This window comes from Microbispora sp. ZYX-F-249 (genome assembly GCF_039649665.1).
GTDB classification, from domain to species: Bacteria; Actinomycetota; Actinomycetes; order Streptosporangiales; family Streptosporangiaceae; genus Microbispora; species Microbispora maris.
The window spans coordinates 232,371-256,657 of record NZ_JBDJAW010000003.1 but is presented as its reverse complement, the minus strand read 5'-3'; the positions used below and the strand labels follow the sequence as shown (position 1 = coordinate 256,657).

Below are 24,287 nucleotides of genomic sequence, written 5' to 3'. Positions count from 1 at the left end.
TGTGACGTGCGGAGATGAGAGGTTGCTGAGCGTTCCCGGGGACGGGACGCGCTCAGGCGTCGGGATGTTTGGACAGGTATTCGACGTAGACCGGCCGGAGCGCGTCGCCGAGCTCGCCCTCGCCCGCCCCGATCGCGTCGCTGAGCAGCGCCGAGACCCTGCTGAGGTCGTTCGCGGTCTCGCCCGTGTTGCCGCTGGCGGCCTCGGCCGCCGGGATGACCTTCAGCAGTTCCCACAGGAACCCCAGGTCGCCGTGCCGTACGGCGTAGCGCACGGCGCGGTCGTGCAGCTCCTTCGCGGGGAGCGACTCGAGCTCTTCCACGTCCATTCGATCTCACCCCCAACTCACGGGTTTCCCCCAGGTTTGCCGCTTATACCCCCGCCACAAGAGAAAGACCGCCGGGAGCGGACCCGCTTTTTGCCGCCACCCCCGCCGGCCACCGGGGCCGGCCCGCCCAGATCGGCCACACGGGAGCCGCGCGTTCTTTGCCGTGCCGTGGAAGGATTCTTGAGGTGAAGGTCATACTCAAGATCATCGTGGTGGCCGCGGCCCTGTGGGCGTCCACCAAGCTGGTGGACGGCATCACCGTCAGCGCCGGCTCCACAGCCAGGCAGATCGGCACCCTCCTCGCGGTCGCGCTGATCTTCGGCCTCGTGAACGCCGTCATCAAGCCGGTCATCAAGACGATCGGCTGCGCGTTCTACGTGCTCACGCTCGGATTGTTCGCCCTGGTGGTGAACGCCGCCCTGCTGCTGTTCACGAGCTGGCTCGCCGAGCAGTTCGACCTCCCCTTCCACGTCGACGGGTTCATGGCCGCCTTCTGGGGCGCCATCGTCGTGGGCGTGATCAGCTGGCTCCTCAACATGATCCTCGGCGACGACTGACCGGCTCCGGGGCGGGTCGCGATCCGCCCCGGGGGTCACACCCGGGTGCTAATCATGTATTGTCAGTAGGTAATTAGTGCTTCTCGGAGGGGCCGGGCCGATGAGTGTGGACGTGCACCAGCACCTGTGGACGCCGTCCCTCGTCGACGCGCTGCGCCGCCGGACCCGCCCGCCGTTCCTGGACGGATGGACGCTCGTCCTCGACGGCGAGCCGCCGTACGAGGCGGATCCGGCCGACCACGACGTGGAGATCCGGCGCAAGCGCAACGCCCACCTCGGCCTCGCCCTCGTCTCCCTGTCGAGCCCGCTCGGCATCGAGCACCTGCCGCCGGAGGAGGCGTGGCCGCTCGTCGACGCCTACCACGCCGACGCCCGCGCGCTGCCCGCGCCGTTCGGCGCCTGGGCCGCCGCCCCGGTCACCGACCCCGACCCCGTACGGCTCGCGCACGTCCTCGATGATGGGCTGGCCGGGCTGCAGCTTCCGGCGACCGCGCTCGGCGACGCCCGGGGGCTGGCCCTGGCCGCCCCGCTGCTCGACGTGCTGGAGGAGCGCGGCCTGCCGCTGTTCGTCCACCCGGGCCCCGCCGCCGCCGCTTCGGGTCCCGCGTGGTGGGCCGCCGTCGTGCCGTACGTGCAGCAGATGCACGCCGCCTGGTACGCGTTCGAGGCGTTCGGCCGGCCCCGGCATCCCCGCTTGAAGGTCTGCTTCGCACTGCTGGCCGGGCTGGCCCCGCTGCACAGGGAGCGCCAGTTGAGCCGGGGCGCCGCCGGGCGCGGCCTGGTGGACCCCGGCCTGTTCCTCGAGACGTCGTCCTACGGCCCGCGTGCCGCCGACGCGGTGATCCGCGAACTCGGCATCGACGTCCTCGTCGCCGGAAGCGACCAGCCGTACGCCGAGTCGGCCTGGCCGGACCCCGGCGACCCCGCCCAACGAGCCATCGATCACGCCGTCCGCGTGGCCAATCCCGGCCGCCTGCTGTCCCGGAAGGAGTCGCCCTAATGAGCACGCCCACGATCCAGGAAGGCGCGGTGTGTGCCTCCTTCGCCGGCCTGCCCGCACGCACGCTCGACCGCCGCGAACTGCTCGCCCTGGTGGAGGACCTGGCCGGGCGGCCCGACCTGTGGCGTCACCACCTCGGCTTCGAGGGCGCGGAGAACGGGGGACGCCACTACGTCTCTCTGCACCGCGACTCGTACGTGGACGTGTGGCTGCTGTGCTGGCGCCCCGGGGACGACACCGGCTGGCACGACCACGACGTCTCCTCCGGCGCGGTCCGCGTCGTGGCCGGGGAGCTGAAGGAGTGCAACCCGCGCATCGGCGGCGCCCACCTGGAGACGCGGGTCGTGGCGGGCGACGCCTTCTCCTTCGGGCCCGACCACATCCACCGGCTGACCGGCGAGGCGCCCGGCTCGGTCTCGATCCACGCGTACTCCCCACCCCTGTGGCGGATGGGGCAGTACTCCATCACCGGGGACGGGACCATGCGCCGCCTTTCGGTCGGCTACGCGGACGAATTGCGCCCGCTGGACCCGGCTTAGGGCGGTGCGAGTAGTTCGGCCATCACGCACGGTGACGCTAGGCTGCTGCCATGACCAGCGTGCTCGATGACTGGCTGCAGCCTCGTCCGGGAGACGGGGCCGGGGGCGTCCCCGACCGGCTATCCCTGCCCCGTCCCGCCGCCGAGCAGCGGGACGGCGGGAGCGACGGCGGCAGCCTCGACGCCGGCCTCATCTCCACCGGCGCCCAGACACGGTTCCGCGAACGCGTGGCCTACGGCCTGCGCACGGCGCTGAACGCGCAGGCGCCGGGCGACCTGGTGGCGGTCAGCCGGATGGACGTCCTGCTGGAGCCGGAGCGGCGCGCCCGCCCCGACGTGTCCCTGGTCGACGACCTCGCCGCCTCCGACGACCGGAGGACCTGCTACCTCGCCGAGGAGGTGCGGCTGGTCATCGAGATCGCCGGCCCCGACTCGGCCGTCCCCGACCGCGACGTGCGGCCACACCACTATGCGGCGGCCGGCATCCCGCACTTCTGGCGGGTCGAGAGCACCGGCTGCCGGCCGTTCGTCTACTCCTACGAGCTGGACGCCGGCGGAGCCGGATACCAGGTGACCGGCGTCCACCACACCCGGCTCACGGTCGGCACCCCGTTCCCCATCGAGATCGACCTCGAACGGCTGCCGCGCTGACTACATCCGCGCCGGGCGGGCGGCGAGCATCCCCGACACCAACTGGAGAGCGCACGCCCCGAGCCCGGCGAGCAGGGGCGCCGTCCAGCCGCCGGACAGCTCGTGGAGCAGGCCGAACGCGAGCGGCCCGATCGCGGCCAGCAGGTAGCCGCTCGACTGGGCGACCGCCGACAGCGCGGTCACCGAGGACGGATCGGGCGCCCGCAGCGTGATGATCAGCAGGGCGAGCGCGATCGAGGCGCCCTGGCCGAGCCCGAGGACGATCATCCACAGCCACGGCGTGGTGGTGGGCGCGAGCAGCACCCCGAGATAGCCGCCGATGGTCAGCAGCGCGGCCACCGCCACGTGCGGCGCCTGGGAACGGGCCCGGCCCGCGTGCAGGGGGACGACCAGCGCCGCGGGGATCTGCACGAGGTTCGTCAGGCCAAGCAGATATCCCGCCTCGTCGGCGGGCAGGCCGGCGGCCTGGAACACGGTGGGCAGCCAGGCCAGCAGGACGTAGAAGGTCAGCGACTGCAGCCCCATGAACGCCATGACCGACCACGTCGCCGGCGCGCGGAGCAGGGTCGCGTACGGCCGGTGGCCCGGGTTCCCGGGCCGGGAACGCCGGGTCTCTTGCGCCTCCGGGGACGACGGCTGCTCCGGACCCGCCGGCGATCGTGCCGCCTCGGCCGGGGAGACCTCCGGCCGGGCCGCCTTCCCCCGGGCCGTTCCCCCCCGGGCCGTCTCCCCCCGGGCCGTCTCCCCCCGGGCCGTCTCCCCCTGGGCCGTCTCCCCCCGGGCCGTCTCCCCCCGGGACCGCGGCGCCGGAAGCGGCGCCGCCCGGGTGAGCGCCACCCACCACAGGGCCGCCGCCAGCAGCGCGAGCAGGGCCGCCGACCCCGCCGCCGCCCGCCAGCCGGTCTGCCCCGCCAGCGGGACCATCGCCGCCGAGGCCGTCGCCGCCCCGCCCACCATGACCGAGACGTACAGGCCGGTGAAGAGCCCGACCCGGTCCGGGAAGTGCTGCTTGACGAGGCCCGGCATGACGACGTTCATGACGGCGATGGCCGTGCCGGCCAGGGCCGCGCCGAAGTACAGCGTGGGCACGCCGTCCGCGCTGCGCAGGGCGACGCCGGCGGCCAGGACGAGCAGGCCGGCCAGCAACGTGCGGTCCAGCCCGATGCGGGTGGCCAGCGCGGGCGCGGCCGGGGCGAGCAGGCCGAGGCACGCCACCATCACCGTGGTGATGGCGCCGCCTCCGGCCGGGCTGAGGCCGAGATCCCGCATGATGGCCGGGAGGAGCGGTGACACGCCCGCGAGAGCGGGCCTCAGGTTGAGCGCCGCCAGGACGAATCCGGCGATGAGCAGCACATTCCCCCGATGGACCACGATCCCCCTTGTCACCCGCCAAACCCTATCGGCGCGGTGTCCCGAGGTCCGTCCGTTCCCCGGGCGCCCTGGCGCTAGGGTTCGGTCGGGAGGTGGGCGGCCATGGCGGAGGAGCACGTCCAGTCGCTGGCCCGGGGCCTGGCGGTGATCCGGGCGTTCGACGCGACGAGCCCGGAGCTGACGCTCAGCGAGGTGGCCCGCAAGACCGGTCTCACCCGCGCCGCCGCGCGCAGGTTCCTGCTGACGCTCGCCGGCCTGGGCTACGTGCGCACCGACGGCCGGCTTTTCGCCCTGTCGCCCCGGGTCCTGGAGCTGGGCTACGCCTATCTGTCGAGCCTGTCCCTGCCCGAGGTCGCGCTGCCCCACCTGGAACGGCTCGCCGCCGAGGTGCACGAGTCGGCGTCGGTCTCGGTGCTGGACGACACCGACATCGTCTACGTGGCCCGCGTGCCGACGGCCCGGATCATGCGCGTGACGATCGCGATCGGCACCCGCTTCCCGGCGTACTGCACCTCGATGGGCCGCGTGCTGCTCGCGGGGCTGTCCCCGGAGGACCTCGACGCCTATCTCGCCCGCGCCGACCTGCGGCGGCTGACCCCCCGCACCGCCACGTCGCCGACGGCCCTGCGCACCGCGCTCGACGAGGTACGCGCCCAGGGCTGGGCCCTGGTGGACCAGGAGCTGGAGGAGGGGCTGCGGTCGATCGCCGCGCCGATCAGGGGCCGCGACGGCCGGGTGGTGGCGGCGGTCAACGTCTCCTCGCACGCCAGCCGGACCACGCCGGAGTCCGCGCGCCGCGACCTGCTGCCCCCGCTGCTCTCCACCGCCGCCGGGATCGAGGCCGACCTGCGCGCCACCGGGGGCGCGAACCGCGCGGACCCCCTCTGACGCACCCCCATGTCCCCACAAAACCGATCATCTCCCACCATGGAACTGACAACGTTGTCTAGCCCGGTGAAATGGGAGATGATCCCTGCGTGGGAGAGACGAGACGCGGCCGTCCGACCATGAACGACGTGGCCGCCGCGGCCGGTGTGGCGCTCAAGACCGTCTCCCGCGTCGTCAACAACGAACCCGGGGTCAACGCCGCGACCGCCGATCGTGTGCAGGCGGCCATCGAGCGGCTCGGCTACCGCCGCAACGACAGCGCGCGCATCCTGCGGCGGGGCCGTACGGCGAGCATCGGCCTGGTCATCGAGGACGTCGCCGACGCCTTCTACTCCAGCCTCAGCCGGGCGGTGGAGGACGCCGCGCTGCACCACGGCTACCTGCTGTTCAGCGGCTCGTCCCGGGAGGACTCGGCCCGCGAGCGCGACCTCGTGCTCGCCTTCTGCGCCCGCCGCGTGGACGGGCTGATCATCGTGCCCGCGGGGAGGGACCACGCCTATCTCGCGCCCGAGTTCGACGCCGGGATCAAGGCGGTCTTCGCCGACCGGCCGCCCGGCGCGGGGTGCGAGGCGGACACCGTCCTCTGCGACAACACGGGCGGGGCGCGCGCGGGCACGGCCCACCTGATCGCGCACGGCCACCGCCGCATCGCCTTCCTCGGCGACTCCCCCGCAATCTTCACCGCCGCCGAGCGGCTGCGCGGCTACCGGCAGGCGCTCGCCGCGGCCGGCCTGCCGTACGACGAGGGCCTGGTGGTCATGGGGCCGCCGGACCCGGCGCGGATGCGGGCCGACCTCACCCGGCTGCTCACGGCCTTCGACCCCCCGACCGCCCTGCTGACGGGAAACGGCCGCACCACTGTGGAGACCCTGCGTGCGCTGGCGTCGCTCACCGGCACCGCCGACGCGGGCGCCGCCGGCGGCCTCGCGCTGGTCGGGTTCGACGACTTCGAGCTGGCCGACCTGCTGGGTGTCACCGTGGTGGCCCAGGACCCCACCAGGCTGGGCCGCACGGCCGCGGACCTGTTGTTCATGCGCCTGTCCGGGGACGACGGACCGACCAGCAGGATCGAACTGGCCACGCGGCTCATCCCGCGGGGGTCGGGCGAACGTCCTCCCCTGTCCGTCCGGGACCGTACGGCGGGCTGACGCATAAGGCCCGGCCGCCGCGGGGGCGGCCGGGCGGTGTCCTCGGCCCGGAAGTCAGCCCTTGAGCGCGCCCGCCATGAGGCCGCGCATGAAGAACCTGCCGAGCAGCACGTAGATGACCATCGTGGGGATGGACGCCAGGATCGCCGCCGCCATCTGCTGGCTGTACGGCGTCGTCACGGCGCCCGCGATGTTGTTGAGCATGACCGTGGTCGGCCAGGAGCTCGGCCCGGTGAGGAAGACCGCGAACAGGAAGTCGTTCCACATCGAGGTGAACTGCCAGATGATCACGACGGCGAACGCCGGGCCGGAGACCGGCAGCACGATCGACCAGAGCGTCCGCAGCATGCCTGCGCCGTCCACACGGGACGCCTCGATCAGCTCGTCGGGGATCGTGACGTAGTAGTTGCGGAAGATGAGCGTGCAGATCGGGATGCCGTACACCACATGGGCGAGGACCAGGCCCGGGATGCCGCCGTACAGCTGCACGCCGAGCGCGTCGCCCACGTCCACCATGAGCTGCACCAGCGGGATCATCACGCCCTGGTACGGGATGAACATGCCGAACAGGAACAGCGTGAACAGCACGTCCGCGCCGGGGAAGCGCCACTTGGACAGCACGTACCCGTTCAGCGACCCGAGCGCCGCGGAGATCAGCGAGCCGGGGATCGCCAGCAGGAAGCTGTTGACGATGCCGGGTTCGAGCTTCTCCCAGGCGACGCTCCACGCCTCGGTCGTCCACACCTTCGGCAGGTTCCACGCCTGCGCCGGGTCGGCCTCGCTGAGCGGCTTGAAGCTCGTGACCAGCAGCACGTAGACCGGGATCAGGAAGACCAGGACGAACAGCAGCAGGAGGACGAGCCGCACCCACGCGGCGGTCCTGCCCCGCTCGCGAACCGGGGCGGGCGCCGTGCGCGGGGCCTTCTCGGCGACGTGCGCGGTCATGAACGCTTCCCCTTACGGGCGTCCCAGATCAGGTAGGGCACGACGAAGACCACGACGGACAGCACGATGTAGGACGCGATCGTCGCGCCCTTCGCCGGGTCGTGCGAGTCGTAGACCGCCGTCCACATGTAGGTCGCGGGCACGTCGGTGATGATCTGCTTGCCCGACACCGCGACGACGAGGTCGAAGACCTTCAGCGAGATGTGACCGAGGATGATCAGCGCGGACAGCGTCACCGGGCGCAGCATCGGCAGCACCACGTGCCGGTAGACGCCCCACTCGCCGCAGCCGTCCACCCGGGCGGCCTCCCGCAGCTCCTCGGGCACACCCCGGAACCCGGCGAGGAAAAGCGCCATGATGTATCCGGACATCTGCCAGACCGCTGGGATCGCCATGGCGGCCATGCCCCAGTCGCCGTCGCGGAACCACTGCCACTGCAGGAAGTCGACCCCGAGGTAGTGGAACAGCCGGTTGAGGCCCACCGCGTGGTCGCCCGTCGCGCTGTTCATCAGCCATCGCCAGACCACCCCGGTGGCGATGAAGGAGACGGCCATCGGGAACAGGTAGACGGCGCGGAAACCGCTCTCCGCCCGGATGCCCTTCTCCATCAGGAAGGCCAGGAGCCAGCCGAGGACGAGCGCGCCGCCGACGAAGACGACGGTGAAGACGATCGAGTGCCGGACCGACAGGCCCCAGCGCTCGTCGCTCCAGATGGAGGTGAAGTTCTCCAGCCCGACGAAGTCGCCGGGGATCTCCGCGATCTCGTCGTGCTTGTCGGTCATGGCGAGCTTGAAGTTCCAGCCGAGCAGGCCGTACACGAAGACCGCGATGAGGATGATCGACGGCGACACCAGGAGCAGCCCGGGCAGCCATCTGCGCACCCGCGTCACATGTACCTCTCAGGGATCAAGTACGGCCCACGCCGCCTGTGTCCACAGCGTGGGCCGTACGAGGAGATCAGCTCACTGACCGCTGTTCTTGGCCGCCGCGACCAGCGCCTGCTGGAACTTGGCGACGTCCTTGTCCTGCTGGAACAGGCCGACCGCGTCGGTGATGGCGGTGCGCCACGCGTCGTTGGCGACCACGCCGTGCTGGATCGAGCCGGCCAGCTTGCTGCCGGACCACTGCTCCAGGCTCCAGGACAGGTAGTCCTTGTAGAGGGACTGGTCGGCGTCCTTGCGGGCCGGGATCGAGCCCTTCAGCGGGTTGAACGCGTCCTGGCCCTCCTTGCTGGCGGCCACCTTCAGCCACGCGATCGCGCCGTCGCGGTTGGGCGCGCCCTTCGGCAGCGTGAAGCTGTCCGACAGCCACATGAACGTGCCGTCGGTGCCCGGCGACGCGGCCCAGTCGAAGTCCTTGTGCGACTCCTTGCCGAGGCCGCCCTGCGGCGGGTTGTGGAAGTAGCCGTAGGCCCAGTCGCCCATGATGTTGAAGGCCGCCTCGCCGTCGGCGACCTGCTTGGCGGCCGGCTGCCAGTCGTCCTGCGGCGTGCCCGCGTACGACAGGATGGTCTTGAAGTTCTCCAGCGCCTTGGTCACGTTCGCGTTGGACCAGTCGGCGCCCGCCGTCCACAGGGCGTTGTAGGCGTCGGTGCCGAGCGAGCCGAGCAGCACGGACTCGAGCAGGTGCACCAGGGTCCACTGCGAGCCGATCGACAGCGGGATCTTCCCGGTCTTCTTGACCTTCTCGAGGTCGGTGATGAACTCCTCGACGGTCTTCGGCGCGCCGTCGACGCCGGCGTCCTTGAGGACCGAGGGGTTGAACCACAGGACGTTCGACCGGTGGATGTTCACCGGCACGGAGTACACCTGGCCCTGCACCGAGATCTGGTCGATGAGCTGCTGCGGGAAGACCTCCTTCAGCTTCAGCTCGTCGTACAGGAAGTTCACCGACTCCAGCTTGCCGCTCTTGATGTAGCCCTGGAGCTCGGCGCCGGCGTGACCCTGGAAGGTGTCCGGGGGCTGGTTGGCCTGCAGCTTGCTGGACAGCAGCGCGCGGGCCTGGTCGCCCGAGCCGCCGGCCACCGCGGCGTCGAAGAACTCGAAGTCCGGGTTCTGCTTGGCGAAGATGTCCCGCATCGCCTTGAGGCCGTCGGCCTCACCGGGACCCGTCCACCAGGAGAAGACCTCGACCTTCTTCTGCGCGGCCTGACCGCCGCCGCTCTCCTGCTTGTCACCGCCACCACAGGCGGAAAGAGTGAGCAGACCTGCAACAGAGACCGCGACGGCCGCCATCCACCGTCGTCTCATCGCAACATTCCCTTCAGCCTGATCGGGAGGATTTCGGGCCCCCGAAGACAGATATGGCTGACAACGTTGTCAGCAGGCCCAATCAACCCACTTTCACCGGTACGTCGTCAAGTTTGTGCCGATAACGTCTCTGCATACGGGTCCTGGCGCCGTGTTAGGGGCGTGCGTCAAAAGAAGGGCCGTCACTCACGGCCGGGAAATTGTCGGCGCGCGCGCTCACACTTCAGGCATGACGGTGACACAACAGGGGGGACCTGATCACCTGTCGGAGGACGACCTGCCGGACATGGCGGACGTCGAATCCCCGCAGTGGGCGCGGCACCACGGAACGATGGCGGGGCTGGGCTTCCTCACGGTGGCGCGGCGGCTGCCCCGGCTGGTCCGGCAGGCACTGGGCATCGCCTGGGAGGCGAGCCCACGCGACACCATGGCCACGATCACGCTCAGCGCACTCGGCGGCGTCTTCACCGCCTTCGGCCTCCTCGCCACCACGGGGGTGCTGACCGCGCTGTTCCAGGCGGGCCCCACCCCGGAGCGGGTCCGGGCCGCGCTGCCCAGCCTGCTGCTCGTGGGCCTGGCCGCCACCGCGCGCACGGCCCTGCAGGCGGGGGCCGGCTGGGCCCAGTCCCGGCTCGAACCCCAGGTCAGCCGGACCACGGAAGAGCGCCTCTACACGCTGACCAGCCGGGTCGACCTCGTCAGCTTCGACGACCCCGAGTTCCACGACGCCCTGCAACGGGCCCGCATCCGCGGCATGCAGATGGCCGAGATGATCGTGAGCACGACCATCGACACGCTGTCGGGCCTGGTCGGCATCGTGGCCGCGGCGGGCGTGCTGGGCGTGCTGCACCCCGTGCTGCTGCCCCTGCTCCTGCTCGCGGTCGTCCCCGACGCCTGGGCGGCCGTCCGGACCGCCAGGATGCGCTACACGACCGCCCTGGTGCTCGTCCCGGCCAGACGACGCAAATGGATCATCGAGGAACTGCTGGCGGACAAGGACACCGCGGCCGAGGTCCGCACGTTCACCATGCGCGGCTTCCTGCTGCGGATGTTCGACGCGGTCGCCCGGGGCGAGCAGCGGGTCATGCTCGACCTCGCGCGGCGGCAGACCGTCGCCCGCGTCCTCGGCGAGGCGCTCGGCGGCCTGGGGCAGGGCGCGGTCTACGTCGCGCTCGGTCTGCTGCTCGCCGCGGGCGCGGTCCCGCTCGCGGTCGCCGGCACCGCGGTGCTGGCGATCCGGTCCGGCCAGACGTCGCTGTCGAACTTCATGTACGCGACGAACCGGCTCTACGAGGAGGGTCTCTACTTCACCGACTTCCTCGACTTCATCGCGCACGCCGAGGCCCGCATCCCGGCGGCCCGCGACCGGACGGCCCCCGACGGCTTCGGCCGCATCACGGTCGAGGACGTCACCTTCTCCTATCCCGGCGCACCGGCGCCCGCCCTGCGCGGCGTGTCGGTCCGCATCGAGCGCGGGGAGGTCGTGGCCCTCGTCGGGGAGAACGGTTCCGGCAAGACCACCCTCGCCAAGATCCTCGCCGGTCTGTACGAGCCGGACGGCGGCCGCGTCCGGTGGGACGACGCCGACCTGTCCGAGGTCGACCCGGACAGCCTGCGCCGCAGGATCGCGGTGATCGCCCAGGACCACACCCGGTGGCCGCTGACGGCCCGGCACAACATCACGATGGGCATGGACAAGGGCGAGGCCGAGGTGGCCCGCGCGGCCGAGGTCGCCGGCGCCGACCAGGTCATCGCCGAACTCCCCTACGGCTACCGCACCCTGCTCGACCGCAGGTTCAAGAACGGTCACGAACTGTCGGGCGGGCAGTGGCAGCGGATCGCGGTGGCGCGCGGGTTCTATCGGGACGCGCCCCTGCTGATCTGCGACGAGCCCACGGCCGCCCTCGACGCCCGGGCGGAGCACGCGTTGTTCGAGCGGATCCGGCAGCACGCCGACGGCCGGACCGTGCTGCTCATCACCCACCGCCTGGCCAGCGTCCGCTACGCCGATCGCATCTATGTGCTCGACCACGGCAAGGTCCGCGAGCACGGCACCCACGAGGAGCTGATCGCCCTCGACGGCCTCTACGCCGAGCTCTACAACCTCCAGGCCGAGGCGTACCGCTCCCCCTGACCCGCCCGCAGGTGCCGGCCGCTCCTCGGCCGGCACCTGCGGCTATGTGGATCAGGGCAGCGAGGCGGGCAGAGCGAAGGCGGGGAAGTGTTCGGGACCAAGGAACGAGACGATCTGGCGGATGCGCGGGCCGCGGAACGCGAGCACGGTGATCGACCAGGCGGCGTGCGGTCCGATGGCGTCGCCACCGATGTAGAACGCCACGGCGGCCTGGCCGTTGGCGCTGGTCGGAAGGGACCGCCAGCTTGGGCACCTGGTCATGGGGACCCGCACGGCGAAGTCGGTGGCGGCCGCCAACCCCTGGTACCAGGTCGCCAGGGGCGGCATGGACCAGGTGACGTCCTCGGTCAGCAGCGGCACCAGGGCGCCGATGTCGCCGCGTTCCAGCGCCGCCGCGAATGCGGCCACGAGCCGCTGAACCTTGGCGTCGCCGATCTTCCGCAGCGCCTGCTGCTGGCTCAGGGAGGGGATCTTCTCTGTCACGAGCCTGCGGGCCCGAGCCAGGGCGGAGTTCACTGACGTGGTCGAGGTACCCATCATGGAGGCGATCTCGGCGGCGGAGAACCCGAGAACGTCGAACAGCAGCAGCGCGGCCCGCTGGTTGCCCGGCAGGTGCTGCAGGGCGGCGACGAGCGCGAGTTCGACGGATTCACGCTGCTCGTAACGTGCCTCAGGGACGGCCCGGCCGTCGGCGAGGCCCTGATCGGGGTAAGGGCCCAGCCAGGCGACCTCAGTCAGCGGGGCGGCGTCGAGCACGGCGCGTTCGCTGGATGAGCCGAGGTCGGCGGGCAACGCCCGCTTGCCGCGGGAGCCGGCCAGGTCCAGGCAGGCACGGGTGGCCACTGTGTAGAGCCACGAACGCAACGAGCCACGTCCCTCGAACCGCGCGAGCCCTCGCCACGCGCGCAGCAGGGCATCCTGCAGTGCATCGTCGGCGTCCTGACTGGAGCCCAGCATGCGGTAGCAATGCCCATGCAACTCCTGGCGCAGCGGTCCTACCAGGCGGGCGAAAGCGGCATCGTCCCCCGCGCGAGCCCGAGCCAAGTCGGCGTCCTGAACGCGCTGCGCCGCCGGATCCGCCCGGAGCCCGGAAGATTTTTCCCGCATGAGCGACGATTGTGCCCTACGGCGGCAGTCCTACCAGGTGAGAGGGCACACCGGCCCTCGTGAAGGAGGACTGCCATGACGTCGACCGGATCTCATCCCGCGCCCGGATGGTCCGACATCCTGGGACGGATCGCGGTGTTCGCCGACCCCGACGGCATCCCCGTCGGTCTGGTGAGCCGCTGACCATGACCGAGCCGACAGCACACCACAAGACCGATGTCTGGTCCCTGGTCCACAGCGAGCGGGCAGCCCTGGCGGCCGACCTCGCGGATCTGACCGGCGAGCAATGGACCACACCGTCCCTGTGCACCGGGCTGACGGTGCGCGAGGTGCTGGCGCACATCATCTCGGGGGCGAGCCTCACGCCGGTGCGGTGGATGACCGGCGTCATCCGCTGCCGCTTCGACTTCGACAAACAGGTGGCCATGCGATTGGCCGAGCAGCTGGGTGCGACCCCGGCCGACACGCTCGCCCGGTTCCGCCGCATCGTGACCAGCACGACCAAGCCGCCCCTGCCCGTGATGGCGATGCTGGGCGAGACGATCGTGCACGGAGAGGACATCCGACGGCCATTGGGCATCCGGCGCGACCACCCCATCGAGACGCTCACCCGGGTAGCCGGCTACTACCGGGGCTCCGACCTGGTCGTCCTCGCCAAGGGCCGCATCCGAGGCCTGCGCCTCGCCGCCACCGATGGCCCGTTCACGACCGGCTCCGGTGCGCTCGTGGCCGGCCCCACGCTGGCACTGATCATGGCGATGACCGGACGCAGCGGCTACTGGAACGAGCTCGAAGGCGACGGTGTGGCGACCCTGCGCGCCCGCGGCGAGGTCACGTGACTCCTCACTCCGGGCCCCTCAGTCCCGCCGGCTCCGGAACGGCTCGGACCGTACGCGCGCCCTAGGACGCCTGCTCGGGGAGCATGTCGCGCATGGTCCGCACGTCCTTGTAGTACTGGATCTTCCGCTGGATCGCGCCCTGCTTCTGGCGCAGGTCGGCGATCTGCTCCTCGACCTTCCGGTCGTGCTCCTCCAGCAACGCGATCCGGTCCCCGATGGTGTGCTCGCCCTGCCGTACGAGCTGGGCGAAGCGCAGCATCTCCGCGATCGGCATGCCGGTGTCCCGCAGGCAGCGGATCATGCCGAGCCAGCTCACGTCCTCTTCGCTGAATCGCCGCTGGCCCGCCGCGTTGCGGCCGACCGGCTCCAGCAGCCCGATCCGTTCGTAGTACCGAAGGGTGTCGAGGCTGAACCCGGTCTCCTCGACGACCTGTCCAGGTGTGTACACCGCCACGCCATTGATCCTGTCACATCCGGTCTCGAGCGCATGCGCGCTTTGTGCGCTGTAGGTGTTTCGCAAGCGTGGCGCAACTCGCCGCTTTATAACGGGTTCTGTCACCTACGAACCGGTGTCAGCGTCCGGGTGGCGCTCCGAGAAAGACAGTGAGACAGAAATGCCCCTCCGCCTGATCGCCGGCACGGTGACCCTTTCCGCTGCGATCGCGCTGTCGATCCCGACGGCCCCGGCCGCCGAGGCGACGCCCGCCGACCGCCTGCCGTGCCGCCCCGGCAGCGGCCCGCATCTCGCCGGCAGGGACCTCACCCGCGCCACGCTGCCCGCCGATCTGTCCTGCGCGGATCTCCGGGGCGCCAAACTGGACGGCCTGACCGTGCGGAGCGTGCTCACCGGAGCCGACCTGACCGGAGCCTCTCTCAAGGGAGCCCATCTCGGATACGCCCGGATGGCCGGGGCCAGGCTGCGCGAGGCAGACCTCTCCGAGGCGGAGCTGTACTACGCGGACCTGCGCGGCAGCGACCTGCGCGAGGCGACGATGGACGACTCCTCGCCGTACTACGCGCATTTCGAGGGGGCCGACCTGAGCGGGGCCACGATGGCCCGGGCCAAGACGTACGACGCGCAGTTCGACGACGCCAAGCTGGTCGGCGTCGACCTGACCGACGCCTTCGCCTACGGCGCGGACATGCGCCGGGCCGACCTCACCCGGGTCAAGGCGGCGAGGGCCAAGCTCTACGGCGCCACCCTGATCAGGACGGTCCTGCGGCAGGCGGATCTCAGCGAGGCGCAACTGTACGAGTCGGTGATGACCGGCGCGGACTTCCGGGGAGCCGACCTCGCCGGGGCCGACCTGCGCGACGTCAGGGACGCCCGGCTCACCGGAAGCACGGGCGTGCCCAGATACCTGCCTGCGCCGGACCCGTCCTGCGAGCCCGGCGGCGGTCAGGACTACCGAGGCTGGGACCTCACCGCGGTCACGAGTTTCCCCGGCGATCTGAGCTGCGCCGACCTGACCGGCGCCAAACTGGACGGCCTCGACCTGTCGGGCGTCAAGCTGAACCGGGCCATCCTCCGCGACGTCTCCGCCGTCGGGACGAGGCTCCGCGAGACGAAGGGCGCGGACCTGCGCGGCGCGCGGCTGCGGCGGGCCAAGCTCGGCAGCGCCGACCTCGTCGGGGCGAACCTGTCCCGGGCGGACCTGTCGGGCGCGGCGCTCGGCAGCGCCGATCTGACCCGGGCCGAACTCGCCGGCGCCGACCTGCGCGACGCGGAGATGAACAGCGTCACGGCCGACCAGGCCGACTTCACCGGCGCCAGGCTGGACCGGGCGTACCTCCACTACGGCAAGTACCGCGACGCGGTCTTCCGCAAGGCCGTCCTGACCGACGCCGACGTGTCCTCGGCCGAACTGCGGGGCGCCACGTTCGAGGACGCCGAGGTCACCGGGCTGGACCAGGACTTCGCCAAGGACCTCGACCTGTCCGGGTCCTCCAGCCGCATGTCCACCGGCTGGCTGGTCTTCTTCGGCATCGCCGGCCTGGTGGTCTTCTGGGTCGCCGCCGGGCTGGTCACGGTAAGGGTGCGGCGGAGGAGAGCCGCCAGGGAGCGGGCCGCGGAGAGAGCCGTCCGGTTCGAGGACGCCAAGAGCGCCCAGGAGGAGAACGTGACCCGGCTGGGCGAGGCGATCGACAGCGCGACGGACAGAACCGGCGACGTCGACTGGAACGCGGTCCTGGACGCCTACGACGCGGCCAAGGAAGCGCTGGCGCGGGCCCACGACTTGGACGACCTGAGGGACGTCGAGACCATTGTGGCGCGGGGCCGCAGAGCCCTCGACCGCCGCCGCTGAAAGCCGCTTGCGCTGGAGTGCGCTCCAGGCGGCAAGGTGATCGGCATGAGAATCGCTCTGGGAACGATCCCCTTCGGGACCACCGTGGACGAGGCGACCTCGTTCGCCATCCTCGACCGCTTCGTCGAAGGCGGCGGAACGATGCTCGACACGGCCAACAACTATCCGTTCTGGTTCGACGGCGCGACCGGCGACGAGAGCGAGGCCACCATCGGCCGGTGGCTCGCCTCCCGGCGCAACCGGGACAGCGTGGTGATCAGCACCAAGTGCGGCGCCCGCCCGGCCGTGCCCGGCGCCCGTACGCTCGACGCCGCCGAGGGCCTGTCCGCCGGTGTGATCCGGGCCGCGATCGAGGGCAGCCTGCGCCGGCTCGGCACCGATCACGTCGACGTCTACTGGGCGCACATCGACGACAGGTCGACGCCGCTGGAGGAGACGGTCGCCGCCTTCGACGAACTGGTGCTCGCCGGCAAGGCCAAGGAGGTCGGCGCGAGCAACCACGCGGTGTGGCGGCTGGAACGGGCCCGCGCCCTCGCGGCGGCGCGCGGCGGCACTCGATACCGCCACGTGCAGCTCCGCCACTCCTACCTCCGCCCCCGGCCCTGGGTGCACCTGCCCGAAGGCGGCCACACCCAGGTCTCCGACGAGTTGCTGGACTACGTGCGTGCCGAGGGCGACCTGACGCTGTGGGTCTACTCCTCGTTGCTCGCGGGCGCGTACACCGCCAAGCCGCTGCCCGAGTACTACGACCACCCGGGCACCACGAGGCGGCTGGCGGTGCTGGACGAGGTGGCCGGCGAGCTCGGCGCGACGCGCAACCAGGTCGTGCTCGCCTGGCTGCGGGCGCAGGACATCGTCCCGATCGTCGGCGTCAGCTCGATGGCCCAGCTCGAAGAGATCATCGTCGACGTCAAGCTCGACGACGAGCACATCGCCCGCCTCGACGCCCCCGCCTGATCGGGCACGGCCCCGAGACGCGTCATGCGCCTCGGGGCCGCTGCGGCACCGCCCGGATCACCCCGGGCTCATCTCGTACCACTTCGGGGGCAAGGACGAGCTGATCGACGCGGTCGTCGCCACGTGGTGAAGCTCGCCACCGATCTGATGGAGCCGCGCGTCCTGGCGCAGACGACCGCCTCCGACGCGCTACGCGTGTACTTCGAGACGAACCTCGAGTTCAACCTGCCCTCCGCATGGGGCCTGCCGGCCGTCCGGGGCGAGTGGTGGGCCCTGGCAGGCGGCCCTGGCCGTGCTGGCGGCGCTGCTCCTGGGCGCGTGGGCGGCCCTGCTCACCAGGCGTACGGGGGCCGCGCGACCGTCCGCACGCGGCAGACGTCCCATGCGCGCGGCCACCGCCAACGGCGCGATCGGCGCCAAGGAGCTGCGCGCACCTGGTCACGCGACCAGGTACGCGACCACCAGCTGATCTTCGCGTTGTCGTACGGCGTCTGCTTCGCGGCCAGCCCGCTGGTCCTCGGCTGGGACGGCATGCTGCCGTACGCGGGTCCGATCTTCATCGTGATGGCCGCCGCCATGACCGCCAACCTGTACGGAACCGATGCACGGCGTTGTGGCTGACTCTGATGACCCCCGGGATGACCCCCGGCGCGAGTGACGTGCGCGGCAGGCAGCTGGCCTGGCTGTCGGCACACGCGCCGGTGGGCGTCGCGGTGACGGTGATGTTCACCGCGATCGCCGACGGCCGGTGGCCGCTGGTCCTGGCGCTGCTGCCCGCCCTGCTGGGCGGCGCGGCCGGACTGGTGCCGCTGGTGCCGGTGTACGGGCTGGTGCCCGGCACCGAGCCGCATCGCCGCGCGGGCAACCCCCTGCGTACCAGCGAGGACGACGGCGGCATGACCGGGCTGGCCTATCTCATGCTCGCGCTGGTGCTGCTGACGGGCGTGCCCGCGGGGCTGGTGGCACTCCGGTACGGCTGGGCGGGCGTGGCCGTCGGGGTCGCGACCGGCGCGCTGTGCCACTGGGGCCTCTGCGTAACCCACTCGGGGTTATGAAGTGAAGCCGGGTTAACCTCCGCAGGTGGTGGCCCGGCTTTCGCGTATCCGGAGGTCATACAGGCTCGCAGCCCACGTACGAAAGGACCTCTCCCAAGCCGACGGCGCACGGGTCCTCGTCTCGCGCGAGCGCCCTCGCGGGTACTACTCACCACCACGTCTGCCGCCCAGAGAAGAGGCTCTTTGGCGACTGCCGCATGCCCGTATTCGAACCGTGGCGGTCGACCCGCCAGACCACGAAGAACCCGGCGGTCGTGCCTATCCTGGTTCGCCTCACGCTCCGCGAGCACTTGGGTCGATCGAAGCGACAGCCGTACCCCTCGCCGCGATCGGTAGAGATCGGACCTCGCGGATCGTCTCGGCGCGAGTCCGCTCGTCCTCCTGTGACCGGTGCGGCGTCCGCGCGGCCGGAACCACCGAGCACAATCGGCTGCGGACTTCTTCGCTCAGGGCAGGCTTGGCCGGCACGAGTCCGATCGCGTAGAGACGTACTTCGGTGTGGATCGACTCGTCGATGTAGCCGACCAAGGCCAACCCGGGGGAATGCACGGAGTAATCATGCCGCAACCGTCAGGAGTCGATGAGTCTTCCAGGGCGCACAACCTCCGCCGCTTCGGCTCCGGCCCCAAGTCCGTCAGCCGCCCTCCACAGGCGCCTGCCGAAGGTGGTCGGAGAGGTAGCGGCGGACGAGGCGTTTGCATTCGGCGATGAGGTCGGGGTCGCCCTCGGGATGGGCGCGGAAGGCCAGCTTGAGCACGGCGTCGGCGGCCTCCACGGCGACCACGAAGGCGCGCGACAGGTCGGCGCCCGGCGCCACGCCGAGCGACTCCACCACGAGGGAGCGCAGCCGGTCGGCCACGACGACGTTGTTCTCCAGTGCCTCGTCGAGCATCCTCTGGGTGCCGGGCAGGGCCGGGCCGCCGGGAGCGGCGAGCACCTCGCCGAAGTCCACCACGCCGAAGCCGGGCGTGGTCCGTTTCATCCGTACGAACTCGTCGACGACCAGGTCCACGGCGTCGGTCCAGTCGGTCAGCGGCGCGGCGGTCAGCCGGAACGCGATCCGGTCCAGGTACGCCTCCAGGTTCCGCAGCGCGAGCGCGCGGACCAGGCTCTGCTTGTCGGTGAAGAATTGGTAGAAGGTCCCGATCGGCACCTCGGCCCGGCGGGCGACCTCCTTGGTCGTCAGGGCCGCGTACCCCACCTCGTCGAGCAGCAGGGCGCACTCGTCCAGCATGCGCTCGACCCGCTCCTGACTGCGGCGCTGTGCGGGCCGGCGGCGCAGCACTCCCCCTGTGGTCATTCCGCCATTCTCTCCCGCTTCGCAACCACTCGGACTAACATGAGTTTCGCTCATATTAGCGGAGAGAGGCGGCATCATGTTCCTCTGGGGTACGGCCACCGCGTCCTACCAGATCGAAGGGGCGGTCACGGAGGACGGCAGAGGGCCCTCCATCTGGGACACCTTCTCGCACACCCCCGGCAGGGTCCGCGACGGGCACACGGGCGACGTGGCCTGCGACCACTACCACCGTTACGCCGAGGACGTGGCGCTGATGGCCGGCCTCGGCGTCAACGCCTACCGCTTCTCCATCGCCTGGCCGCGCGTGCTGCCCGCGGGCGGCGGCCCGGTCAACCAGGCCGGGCTCGACTTCTACGACCGGCTCGTGGACGCGCTGTGCGAGAACGGCATCACCCCGGTGCCGACGCTCTTCCACTGGGACCTTCCACAGGCGCTGGAGGACGAGGGCGGCTGGCTCAGCCGCGACACCTCCCGCCGCTTCGCCGACTACGCCGCCGTCGTGGCCGGACGGCTGGCCGACCGCGTACGGATGTGGATCACGCTGAACGAGCCGTTCGTGCACATGGTGGAGGGATACGGCCTGGGCATCCACGCCCCGGGCAGGGCGCTCATGTTCGACGCGCTGCCGGTGGCCCACCACCAGTTGCTCGGGCACGGCCTGGCCACGCAGGCGCTGCGGGCGGCCGGCGCGGAGCAGGTGCTGATCACCAACAACTGCACCCCGGTCCGGCCCGCCTCCGACTCCCCCGAGGACCTGGCCGCCGCCGAGACCTACGACATCCTGCACAACCGGCTGTTCAACGACCCGGTGCTCACCGGCGCCTACCCCGACCTGACGCCGTTCGGCGTCGAGATCCCCGTGCGACCCGGCGACCTGGAGACGATCGCCGAGCCCCTCGACGGGCTGGGGATCAACTACTACAACCCCACTCGTATCGGCGGTCCCGGCGGCGGGGACGGCCTGCCGTTCCGCTTCGAGGAGATCCCCGGCGTTCCCACCACCGCCTTCGGCTGGCCCGTCGTCCCCGACGGCCTGCGCGAGCTGCTCGACGGCCTCAAGGCCCGGTACGGCGACGCGCTGCCGCCCGTCTACATCACCGAGAACGGCTGCTCGTACGACGGCCTGGACGACCAGGAGCGGATCGCCTACCTCGACGGCCACATCCGGGCGATGCGGCAGGCGGACGTGGACCTGCGGGGCTACTTCGTCTGGTCACTGCTGGACAACTTCGAGTGGGCCGAGGGCTACCACCAGCGGTTCGGCCTGGTCCACGTCGACTTCGCGACCCAGGAGCGCACGCCGAAGGCGTCCTACCACTGGCTGCGGAAGTTCCTGGAGGGTCAGAGCACCGACACGTGAACGTGGTCGTAGTGGTTGGCGGTGATGCCGCCGCGGTCCGACATCATCCGCCACCCGGCGCCGGTGCGCATGTCGTAGAAGCGCTGCTGCCAGATGATGTACATGATCCCGTACTCGCTCGCGTGCTGGATGCACCACTGGGCCAGGGCGTCGCCGCGCTCCTTGGCCACCGCGTCCGGCATGCGGCCGCCGCTGCTCATCATGAAGTCGCAGGCCCGGCCCTTGCCGTGCTCGCCCGGGTCGCCGGGGCGCAGGCAGCCGACGCCGAACGGCATCGGGAACTGCCCCATGATCGCGTTACGCGTCGAGACCATGCGCTGGGTCAGTCCGCTGCCGGCGTCGGGGGTCTGGAAACCGTACTTCGCCATCAGCCGCTCGACCTCGCCGCGCCGCGACTTGAGCTGCTTGATGTGCGCCTGCAGTTTGTCGATCTCGCCGGCGGCCGCGAGGGCCGCCTTCTTCTGCTTGGCGACGAGGTCCTTGACGCTGTTGAGCCGCTCGGTCCTGGCGGTGCCCAGATAGGACAGCATCGCCAGCGAGCTCGGGTCGGCCGACAGGGAGAACAGCTGCGAGGCGTCCGCGCCCCCGGTCATGTACGAGGACTGCGCGAACGCCGCCACCTGCCGCTGGGCCAGCCGCAGGTCGGCCTGCAGCTTCTTGCTCCGGCCGGAGGCCTTCTGCGCGGCCCTCTTCGCGTCCTCCAGGCTGAGGATCTCGCCGCGGTACTCCTTCTGGAGCGCGGCGGCCTCCTGGGTGAGCTTGCGGAGCTTGGCCTGCTGGTCCGGTTCGGCCTCGGCGGTGAGGGCGCCCGAGACGGACGGTGCGACAAGCAGCGCGGTGGTGACCACCGCCAGCCTGGCCCAGCGTCCCGACCGCACGCGACCTCCACTCGGATTCGGTCCGAAACTATAGAAGACGATCTTTACGCTCTGCTACCGGAACAGGGGAAGCTCTTGGGTTCAAAGCGGACAGCAGCCGGATTTCCGCCCGTGTGCCCCGTTCGCCGTCGACGCGCCTACCTGGCCCGATCCCGTTTCGGCGGCCCGCTCTTGCCAAGGCAGAGCAGAACATGATTCGGTCTTTCTGTGTGCGCGATGGCGCGCCCGATCAGGAGGCAGGCAATGCTGCAGCACGACACGCTGTTCATCGGGGGCGACTGGGTGACCCCCGCGGGCACGGGCACGATCGAGGTGATCTCCCCGCACAGTGAGGAGGTCGTCGGCCGGGTGCCGGACGGCACCGCCGCCGACATGGACCGGGCCGTCGCGGCCGCCAGGGACGCCTTCGACAACGGGCCCTGGCCGCGGATGACGATGGCCGAGCGCGCGGCGATCGTGGGACGGCTGGCGGAGGTCTACGAGGCCCGCCAGGCCGAGATGGCCGAGATCATCACTGTGGAGATGGGGTCTCCGATCACGTTCTCCCAGCTCGCCCAGGCTCCGCAGCCCCTGGGGATGCTCAAGTACTTCGCCGGTCTCGGCGCGACGTTCCCCGTCGAGGAGGAGCGGCCCGGCCTGTTCGGCCCGATGATCGTCCGCCATGAGCCGGTCGGCGTCGTCGCGGCCATCGTCCCCTGGAACGTCCCCCAGTTCGTCCTCATGACCAAACTGGCCCCGGCGCTCGTCGCGGGGTGCACCGTGGTGATCAAGCCGGCCCCCGAGACGCCGCTCGACTCCTACCTGCTCGCCGAGATGATCAAGGAGGCCGGCATCCCGGCCGGGGTCGTCAACATCGTCGCGGCCGGTCGCGAGGCGGGCGAGCACCTGGTCTCCCATCCCGGCGTCGACAAGGTGGCCTTCACCGGCTCGACCGCCGCCGGACGCAGGATCGCGGCGATCTGCGGCGAACAGCTCAAGCGCTGCACGCTCGAGCTCGGCGGCAAGTCGGCGGCGATCATCCTCGACGACTGCGACCTGCCCTCGGCCATGGGCTTCCTGTCGATGGCCTCACTGATGAACAACGGCCAGGCGTGCGTGGCGCAGACCCGCATCCTCGCCTCCCGCACCCGGTACGACGAGGTCGTCCAGGCCGTCGCCGAGATGGTGACGAGCCAGCAGGTGGGCGACCCCGCCGACCCGGCCACCGGGATCGGGCCGCTGGTGGCGCGGCGGCAGCAGGAGCGGGTCGAGGGCTACATCAGGACGGGCATCGAGGAGGGCGCCAAGCCCGTCGTCGGGGGCCTCGACCGGCCGTACGACCGGGGCTGGTACGTCGCCCCCACCGTTTTCGCCGGGGCCACCAACGACATGCGCATCGCCCGTGAGGAGATCTTCGGCCCGGTGCTGGCGGTGATCCCGTACGAGGACGAGGAGGACGCGGTGCGGATCGCCAACGACAGCGACTACGGCCTGTCGGGCTCGGTCTGGACCGCCGACACCGACCACGGGGTGGACGTCGCCCGCCGGGTGCGCACCGGCACGTACGGCGTCAACATGATGCACACGCTCGACCCGAACACGCCGTTCGGCGGTTTCAAGGCCAGCGGCCTGGGCCGGGAGCTCGGCCCCGAGGGCCTGTCGGCCTACCTGGAGACCAAGTCGATCGCCCGCCTGGGCTGAAGCGCATGAGCTGACACGCGGGGCCGACATCGGGGAACGCGTCCCTCCGGCCCGGTACGGCGTGTGCCGTACCGGGCCGGTGAAACCGCCCAGCGCGCCCCCGCGACGCTGGGCCACACCCGCTGAGGGTGTGCGCCGATCCCCCAATCGGCCATGTGGATCGGGACTTCCAGATCCGCACAACCCTCATAGACGACCCTTATGGGGATTTGGTTCGTGAAATCCACTGACCAATTTTCCGGACCAGGTCAGGGGTGGCCGCCGCCTCCGCATGGCCGTACCCCGGCTCGACCCACAACTCCTTCGGCTCGGCCGCGCACTCGTACAACTGGTGGGCGTGCTCGACGGGGAAGAACGGGTCGTGGTCACCGTGCACGATCAGCAGCGGCGTGGGCGCGACCAGCGCCGCCGCCTCGTACGGCGGGAGCGGGACGGGGTCCCATCCGCCGCCCGCGATCCTGGTCCGCTTGACCAGCCGGGCCGCCAGCCGCCCGTGCCAGCGTTCGATCGCCCAGTGGACCTGCCGCATGGGTTTGGTGCCGCGGTAGTACCAGCGGGCCGGCCCGCTCACCGACACCACCCCGTCCACCCCTCGGTGCAGCGCGGCATGCCGTACGACCACGGCGGCGCCCATCGAGAAGCCGACGGTGGCGATGCGCCGGTAGCCGATCGAGCGGGCGTGCTTGACCGCCGCGTCCACGTCGAGGACCTCCAGGTCGCCCACCGTGGACCGGCCGCCGGAGCGTCCGTGGCCCCGGAAGTCGAACGACACCACACCGCCGAACCTCGACAGGACGTGCACGATGCGCCGGGTGTCCGGCCCCCTCCACGTTCCGGTGAAACCGTGCGCGACCACGATGCCGAGATCGAGTGAGCCGTTGGGCGTGTGCGCCGCGTCGATGCGGACACCGTCCGCCGTGCGCAGCATCGCCCCGAAAGCAGCAGCGAGAGACATGCCCTCGACCTTATTTCCCGCCATTCCACCCCCCACGCGAC

Annotated in this window: 24 protein-coding genes; 14 read left to right on the top strand and 10 right to left on the bottom strand. The window is 71.1% G+C overall.

The annotated features are described in order from the left end of the window. Window positions 1-52: 52 nt before the first annotated feature. Window positions 53-328 carry a hypothetical protein gene (locus AAH991_RS05655; protein ID WP_346224662.1) on the bottom strand — a complete coding sequence of 92 codons (276 nt, stop codon included), beginning with the start codon at window positions 326-328 and terminating at the stop codon, window positions 53-55. A 185-nt stretch (window positions 329-513) separates the two neighbouring features. On the opposite strand from AAH991_RS05655, the gene AAH991_RS05650 reads away from it, so the two are divergent. From AAH991_RS05650 to AAH991_RS05635, 4 genes are all read left to right on the top strand, one after another. Beyond that, window positions 514-885, top strand: coding sequence for a phage holin family protein (locus tag AAH991_RS05650; RefSeq protein ID WP_346224661.1), 372 nt, complete (start codon window positions 514-516; stop codon window positions 883-885). Window positions 886-985: 100 nt separating this feature from the next. Further along, window positions 986-1,885, top strand: coding sequence for an amidohydrolase family protein (locus tag AAH991_RS05645; RefSeq protein WP_346224660.1), 900 nt, complete (start codon window positions 986-988; stop codon window positions 1,883-1,885). Beyond that, on the top strand, window positions 1,885-2,424 hold the full coding sequence (locus AAH991_RS05640) for a cysteine dioxygenase (protein ID WP_346224659.1): 540 nt from the start codon (window positions 1,885-1,887) through the stop codon (window positions 2,422-2,424). Before AAH991_RS05645 ends, AAH991_RS05640 begins: the two co-directional genes overlap by 1 nt. Before the next feature lie 50 nt (window positions 2,425-2,474). Next, window positions 2,475-3,074 (top strand): Uma2 family endonuclease, encoded by a 600-nt coding sequence (locus AAH991_RS05635; protein WP_346224658.1) that lies wholly within the window; start codon window positions 2,475-2,477, stop codon window positions 3,072-3,074. Here the strand turns inward: AAH991_RS05635 and AAH991_RS05630 are convergent, their stop codons facing one another. After that, complete coding sequence (locus tag AAH991_RS05630; RefSeq protein ID WP_346224657.1) at window positions 3,075-4,460, bottom strand: MFS transporter; 1,386 nt, start codon at window positions 4,458-4,460, stop codon at window positions 3,075-3,077. A gap of 87 nt (window positions 4,461-4,547) precedes the next feature. Between AAH991_RS05630 and AAH991_RS05625 the strand changes: the two genes are divergently transcribed. Beyond that, the gene (locus AAH991_RS05625) at window positions 4,548-5,333 is read left to right on the top strand and encodes an IclR family transcriptional regulator (RefSeq protein WP_346224656.1); all 786 of its coding nucleotides are present in this window, start codon (window positions 4,548-4,550) and stop codon (window positions 5,331-5,333) included. Between the two features lie 89 nt (window positions 5,334-5,422). Further along, entirely contained in the window at window positions 5,423-6,481 is a 1,059-nt protein-coding gene (locus AAH991_RS05620) for a LacI family DNA-binding transcriptional regulator (RefSeq protein ID WP_428833944.1), read from the top strand. A gap of 54 nt (window positions 6,482-6,535) precedes the next feature. Here the strand turns inward: AAH991_RS05620 and AAH991_RS05615 are convergent, their stop codons facing one another. From AAH991_RS05615 to AAH991_RS05605, 3 genes are all read right to left on the bottom strand, one after another. Next, on the bottom strand, window positions 6,536-7,426 hold the full coding sequence (locus AAH991_RS05615; RefSeq protein WP_169984145.1) for a carbohydrate ABC transporter permease: 891 nt from the start codon (window positions 7,424-7,426) through the stop codon (window positions 6,536-6,538). Further along, window positions 7,423-8,307 carry a carbohydrate ABC transporter permease gene (locus AAH991_RS05610; RefSeq protein ID WP_346224654.1) on the bottom strand — a complete coding sequence of 295 codons (885 nt, stop codon included), beginning with the start codon at window positions 8,305-8,307 and terminating at the stop codon, window positions 7,423-7,425. Before AAH991_RS05610 ends, AAH991_RS05615 begins: the two co-directional genes overlap by 4 nt. Window positions 8,308-8,388: 81 nt before the next feature. Beyond that, a complete protein-coding gene (locus AAH991_RS05605) occupies window positions 8,389-9,675 on the bottom strand; it encodes an ABC transporter substrate-binding protein (RefSeq protein ID WP_346224653.1) in 1,287 nt (428 codons plus the stop codon). Between the two features lie 229 nt (window positions 9,676-9,904). Here AAH991_RS05605 and AAH991_RS05600 point away from each other — a divergent pair, with 229 nt between their 5' ends. Then, entirely contained in the window at window positions 9,905-11,809 is a 1,905-nt protein-coding gene (locus tag AAH991_RS05600; protein ID WP_346224652.1) for an ABC transporter ATP-binding protein, read from the top strand. Between the two features lie 51 nt (window positions 11,810-11,860). On the opposite strand, the gene AAH991_RS05595 is transcribed toward AAH991_RS05600, so the two are convergent. Beyond that, window positions 11,861-12,916 (bottom strand): sigma-70 family RNA polymerase sigma factor, encoded by a 1,056-nt coding sequence (locus AAH991_RS05595; protein WP_346224651.1) that lies wholly within the window; start codon window positions 12,914-12,916, stop codon window positions 11,861-11,863. 185 nt (window positions 12,917-13,101) lie between these two features. On the opposite strand from AAH991_RS05595, the gene AAH991_RS05590 reads away from it, so the two are divergent. Continuing rightward, the gene (locus AAH991_RS05590) at window positions 13,102-13,755 is read left to right on the top strand and encodes a maleylpyruvate isomerase family mycothiol-dependent enzyme (protein ID WP_346224650.1); all 654 of its coding nucleotides are present in this window, start codon (window positions 13,102-13,104) and stop codon (window positions 13,753-13,755) included. Window positions 13,756-13,816: 61 nt separating this feature from the next. On the opposite strand, the gene AAH991_RS05585 is transcribed toward AAH991_RS05590, so the two are convergent. Beyond that, complete coding sequence (locus AAH991_RS05585) at window positions 13,817-14,209, bottom strand: MerR family transcriptional regulator (RefSeq protein WP_346224649.1); 393 nt, start codon at window positions 14,207-14,209, stop codon at window positions 13,817-13,819. A 160-nt stretch (window positions 14,210-14,369) separates the two neighbouring features. Between AAH991_RS05585 and AAH991_RS05580 the strand changes: the two genes are divergently transcribed. The 4 genes from AAH991_RS05580 (at window position 14,370) to AAH991_RS05565 (ending at window position 18,073) form a co-directional block, all read left to right on the top strand. Further along, window positions 14,370-16,061 (top strand): pentapeptide repeat-containing protein, encoded by a 1,692-nt coding sequence (locus AAH991_RS05580; protein ID WP_346224648.1) that lies wholly within the window; start codon window positions 14,370-14,372, stop codon window positions 16,059-16,061. Window positions 16,062-16,106: 45 nt separating this feature from the next. After that, window positions 16,107-17,018, top strand: coding sequence for an aldo/keto reductase (locus AAH991_RS05575; protein WP_346224647.1), 912 nt, complete (start codon window positions 16,107-16,109; stop codon window positions 17,016-17,018). Between the two features lie 123 nt (window positions 17,019-17,141). Further along, window positions 17,142-17,639: a hypothetical protein gene (locus tag AAH991_RS05570; protein ID WP_346224646.1), complete on the top strand. Its 498-nt coding sequence runs from the start codon at window positions 17,142-17,144 to the stop codon at window positions 17,637-17,639. A 5-nt stretch (window positions 17,640-17,644) separates the two neighbouring features. Beyond that, window positions 17,645-18,073, top strand: coding sequence for a hypothetical protein (locus AAH991_RS05565; RefSeq protein WP_346224645.1), 429 nt, complete (start codon window positions 17,645-17,647; stop codon window positions 18,071-18,073). Window positions 18,074-18,707: 634 nt separating this feature from the next. Here AAH991_RS05565 and AAH991_RS05560 read toward each other — a convergent pair. Continuing rightward, window positions 18,708-19,373, bottom strand: a complete 666-nt coding sequence (locus tag AAH991_RS05560; RefSeq protein ID WP_346224644.1) for a TetR/AcrR family transcriptional regulator — start codon at window positions 19,371-19,373, stop codon at window positions 18,708-18,710. Window positions 19,374-19,449: 76 nt separating this feature from the next. Here AAH991_RS05560 and AAH991_RS05555 point away from each other — a divergent pair, with 76 nt between their 5' ends. Further along, on the top strand, window positions 19,450-20,733 hold the full coding sequence (locus tag AAH991_RS05555) for a GH1 family beta-glucosidase (protein WP_346224643.1): 1,284 nt from the start codon (window positions 19,450-19,452) through the stop codon (window positions 20,731-20,733). Here AAH991_RS05555 and AAH991_RS05550 read toward each other — a convergent pair. Continuing rightward, the gene (locus AAH991_RS05550; protein ID WP_346224642.1) at window positions 20,715-21,611 is read right to left on the bottom strand and encodes a coiled-coil domain-containing protein; all 897 of its coding nucleotides are present in this window, start codon (window positions 21,609-21,611) and stop codon (window positions 20,715-20,717) included. The genes AAH991_RS05555 and AAH991_RS05550 overlap by 19 nt on opposite strands. Window positions 21,612-21,854: 243 nt before the next feature. Between AAH991_RS05550 and AAH991_RS05545 the strand changes: the two genes are divergently transcribed. After that, window positions 21,855-23,291 (top strand): aldehyde dehydrogenase, encoded by a 1,437-nt coding sequence (locus tag AAH991_RS05545; protein WP_346224641.1) that lies wholly within the window; start codon window positions 21,855-21,857, stop codon window positions 23,289-23,291. 199 nt (window positions 23,292-23,490) lie between these two features. Here the strand turns inward: AAH991_RS05545 and AAH991_RS05540 are convergent, their stop codons facing one another. Further along, a complete protein-coding gene (locus tag AAH991_RS05540) occupies window positions 23,491-24,246 on the bottom strand; it encodes an alpha/beta hydrolase (protein ID WP_346224640.1) in 756 nt (251 codons plus the stop codon). Window positions 24,247-24,287 lie beyond the last annotated feature (41 nt).

What these genes read in the sequence shown, in the direction of transcription:
- AAH991_RS05565 (WP_346224645.1), top strand. Translation starts at nt 17,645, where the DNA reads ATGACCCCCGGGATGACCCCCGGCGCGAGTGACGTGCGCGGCAGGCAG.
- AAH991_RS05635 (WP_346224658.1), top strand. Translation starts at nt 2,475, where the DNA reads ATGACCAGCGTGCTCGATGACTGGCTGCAGCCTCGTCCGGGAGACGGG.
- AAH991_RS05605 (WP_346224653.1), bottom strand. Translation starts at nt 9,675, where the DNA reads ATGAGACGACGGTGGATGGCGGCCGTCGCGGTCTCTGTTGCAGGTCTG.
- AAH991_RS05625 (WP_346224656.1), top strand. Translation starts at nt 4,548, where the DNA reads ATGGCGGAGGAGCACGTCCAGTCGCTGGCCCGGGGCCTGGCGGTGATC.
- AAH991_RS05555 (WP_346224643.1), top strand. Translation starts at nt 19,450, where the DNA reads ATGTTCCTCTGGGGTACGGCCACCGCGTCCTACCAGATCGAAGGGGCG.
- AAH991_RS05615 (WP_169984145.1), bottom strand. Translation starts at nt 7,426, where the DNA reads ATGACCGCGCACGTCGCCGAGAAGGCCCCGCGCACGGCGCCCGCCCCG.
- AAH991_RS05595 (WP_346224651.1), bottom strand. Translation starts at nt 12,916, where the DNA reads ATGCGGGAAAAATCTTCCGGGCTCCGGGCGGATCCGGCGGCGCAGCGC.
- AAH991_RS05590 (WP_346224650.1), top strand. Translation starts at nt 13,102, where the DNA reads ATGACCGAGCCGACAGCACACCACAAGACCGATGTCTGGTCCCTGGTC.
- AAH991_RS05655 (WP_346224662.1), bottom strand. Translation starts at nt 328, where the DNA reads ATGGACGTGGAAGAGCTCGAGTCGCTCCCCGCGAAGGAGCTGCACGAC.
- AAH991_RS05575 (WP_346224647.1), top strand. Translation starts at nt 16,107, where the DNA reads ATGAGAATCGCTCTGGGAACGATCCCCTTCGGGACCACCGTGGACGAG.
- AAH991_RS05580 (WP_346224648.1), top strand. Translation starts at nt 14,370, where the DNA reads ATGCCCCTCCGCCTGATCGCCGGCACGGTGACCCTTTCCGCTGCGATC.
- AAH991_RS05645 (WP_346224660.1), top strand. Translation starts at nt 986, where the DNA reads ATGAGTGTGGACGTGCACCAGCACCTGTGGACGCCGTCCCTCGTCGAC.
- AAH991_RS05540 (WP_346224640.1), bottom strand. Translation starts at nt 24,246, where the DNA reads ATGTCTCTCGCTGCTGCTTTCGGGGCGATGCTGCGCACGGCGGACGGT.
- AAH991_RS05600 (WP_346224652.1), top strand. Translation starts at nt 9,905, where the DNA reads ATGACGGTGACACAACAGGGGGGACCTGATCACCTGTCGGAGGACGAC.
- AAH991_RS05545 (WP_346224641.1), top strand. Translation starts at nt 21,855, where the DNA reads ATGCTGCAGCACGACACGCTGTTCATCGGGGGCGACTGGGTGACCCCC.
- AAH991_RS05560 (WP_346224644.1), bottom strand. Translation starts at nt 19,373, where the DNA reads ATGACCACAGGGGGAGTGCTGCGCCGCCGGCCCGCACAGCGCCGCAGT.
- AAH991_RS05640 (WP_346224659.1), top strand. Translation starts at nt 1,885, where the DNA reads ATGAGCACGCCCACGATCCAGGAAGGCGCGGTGTGTGCCTCCTTCGCC.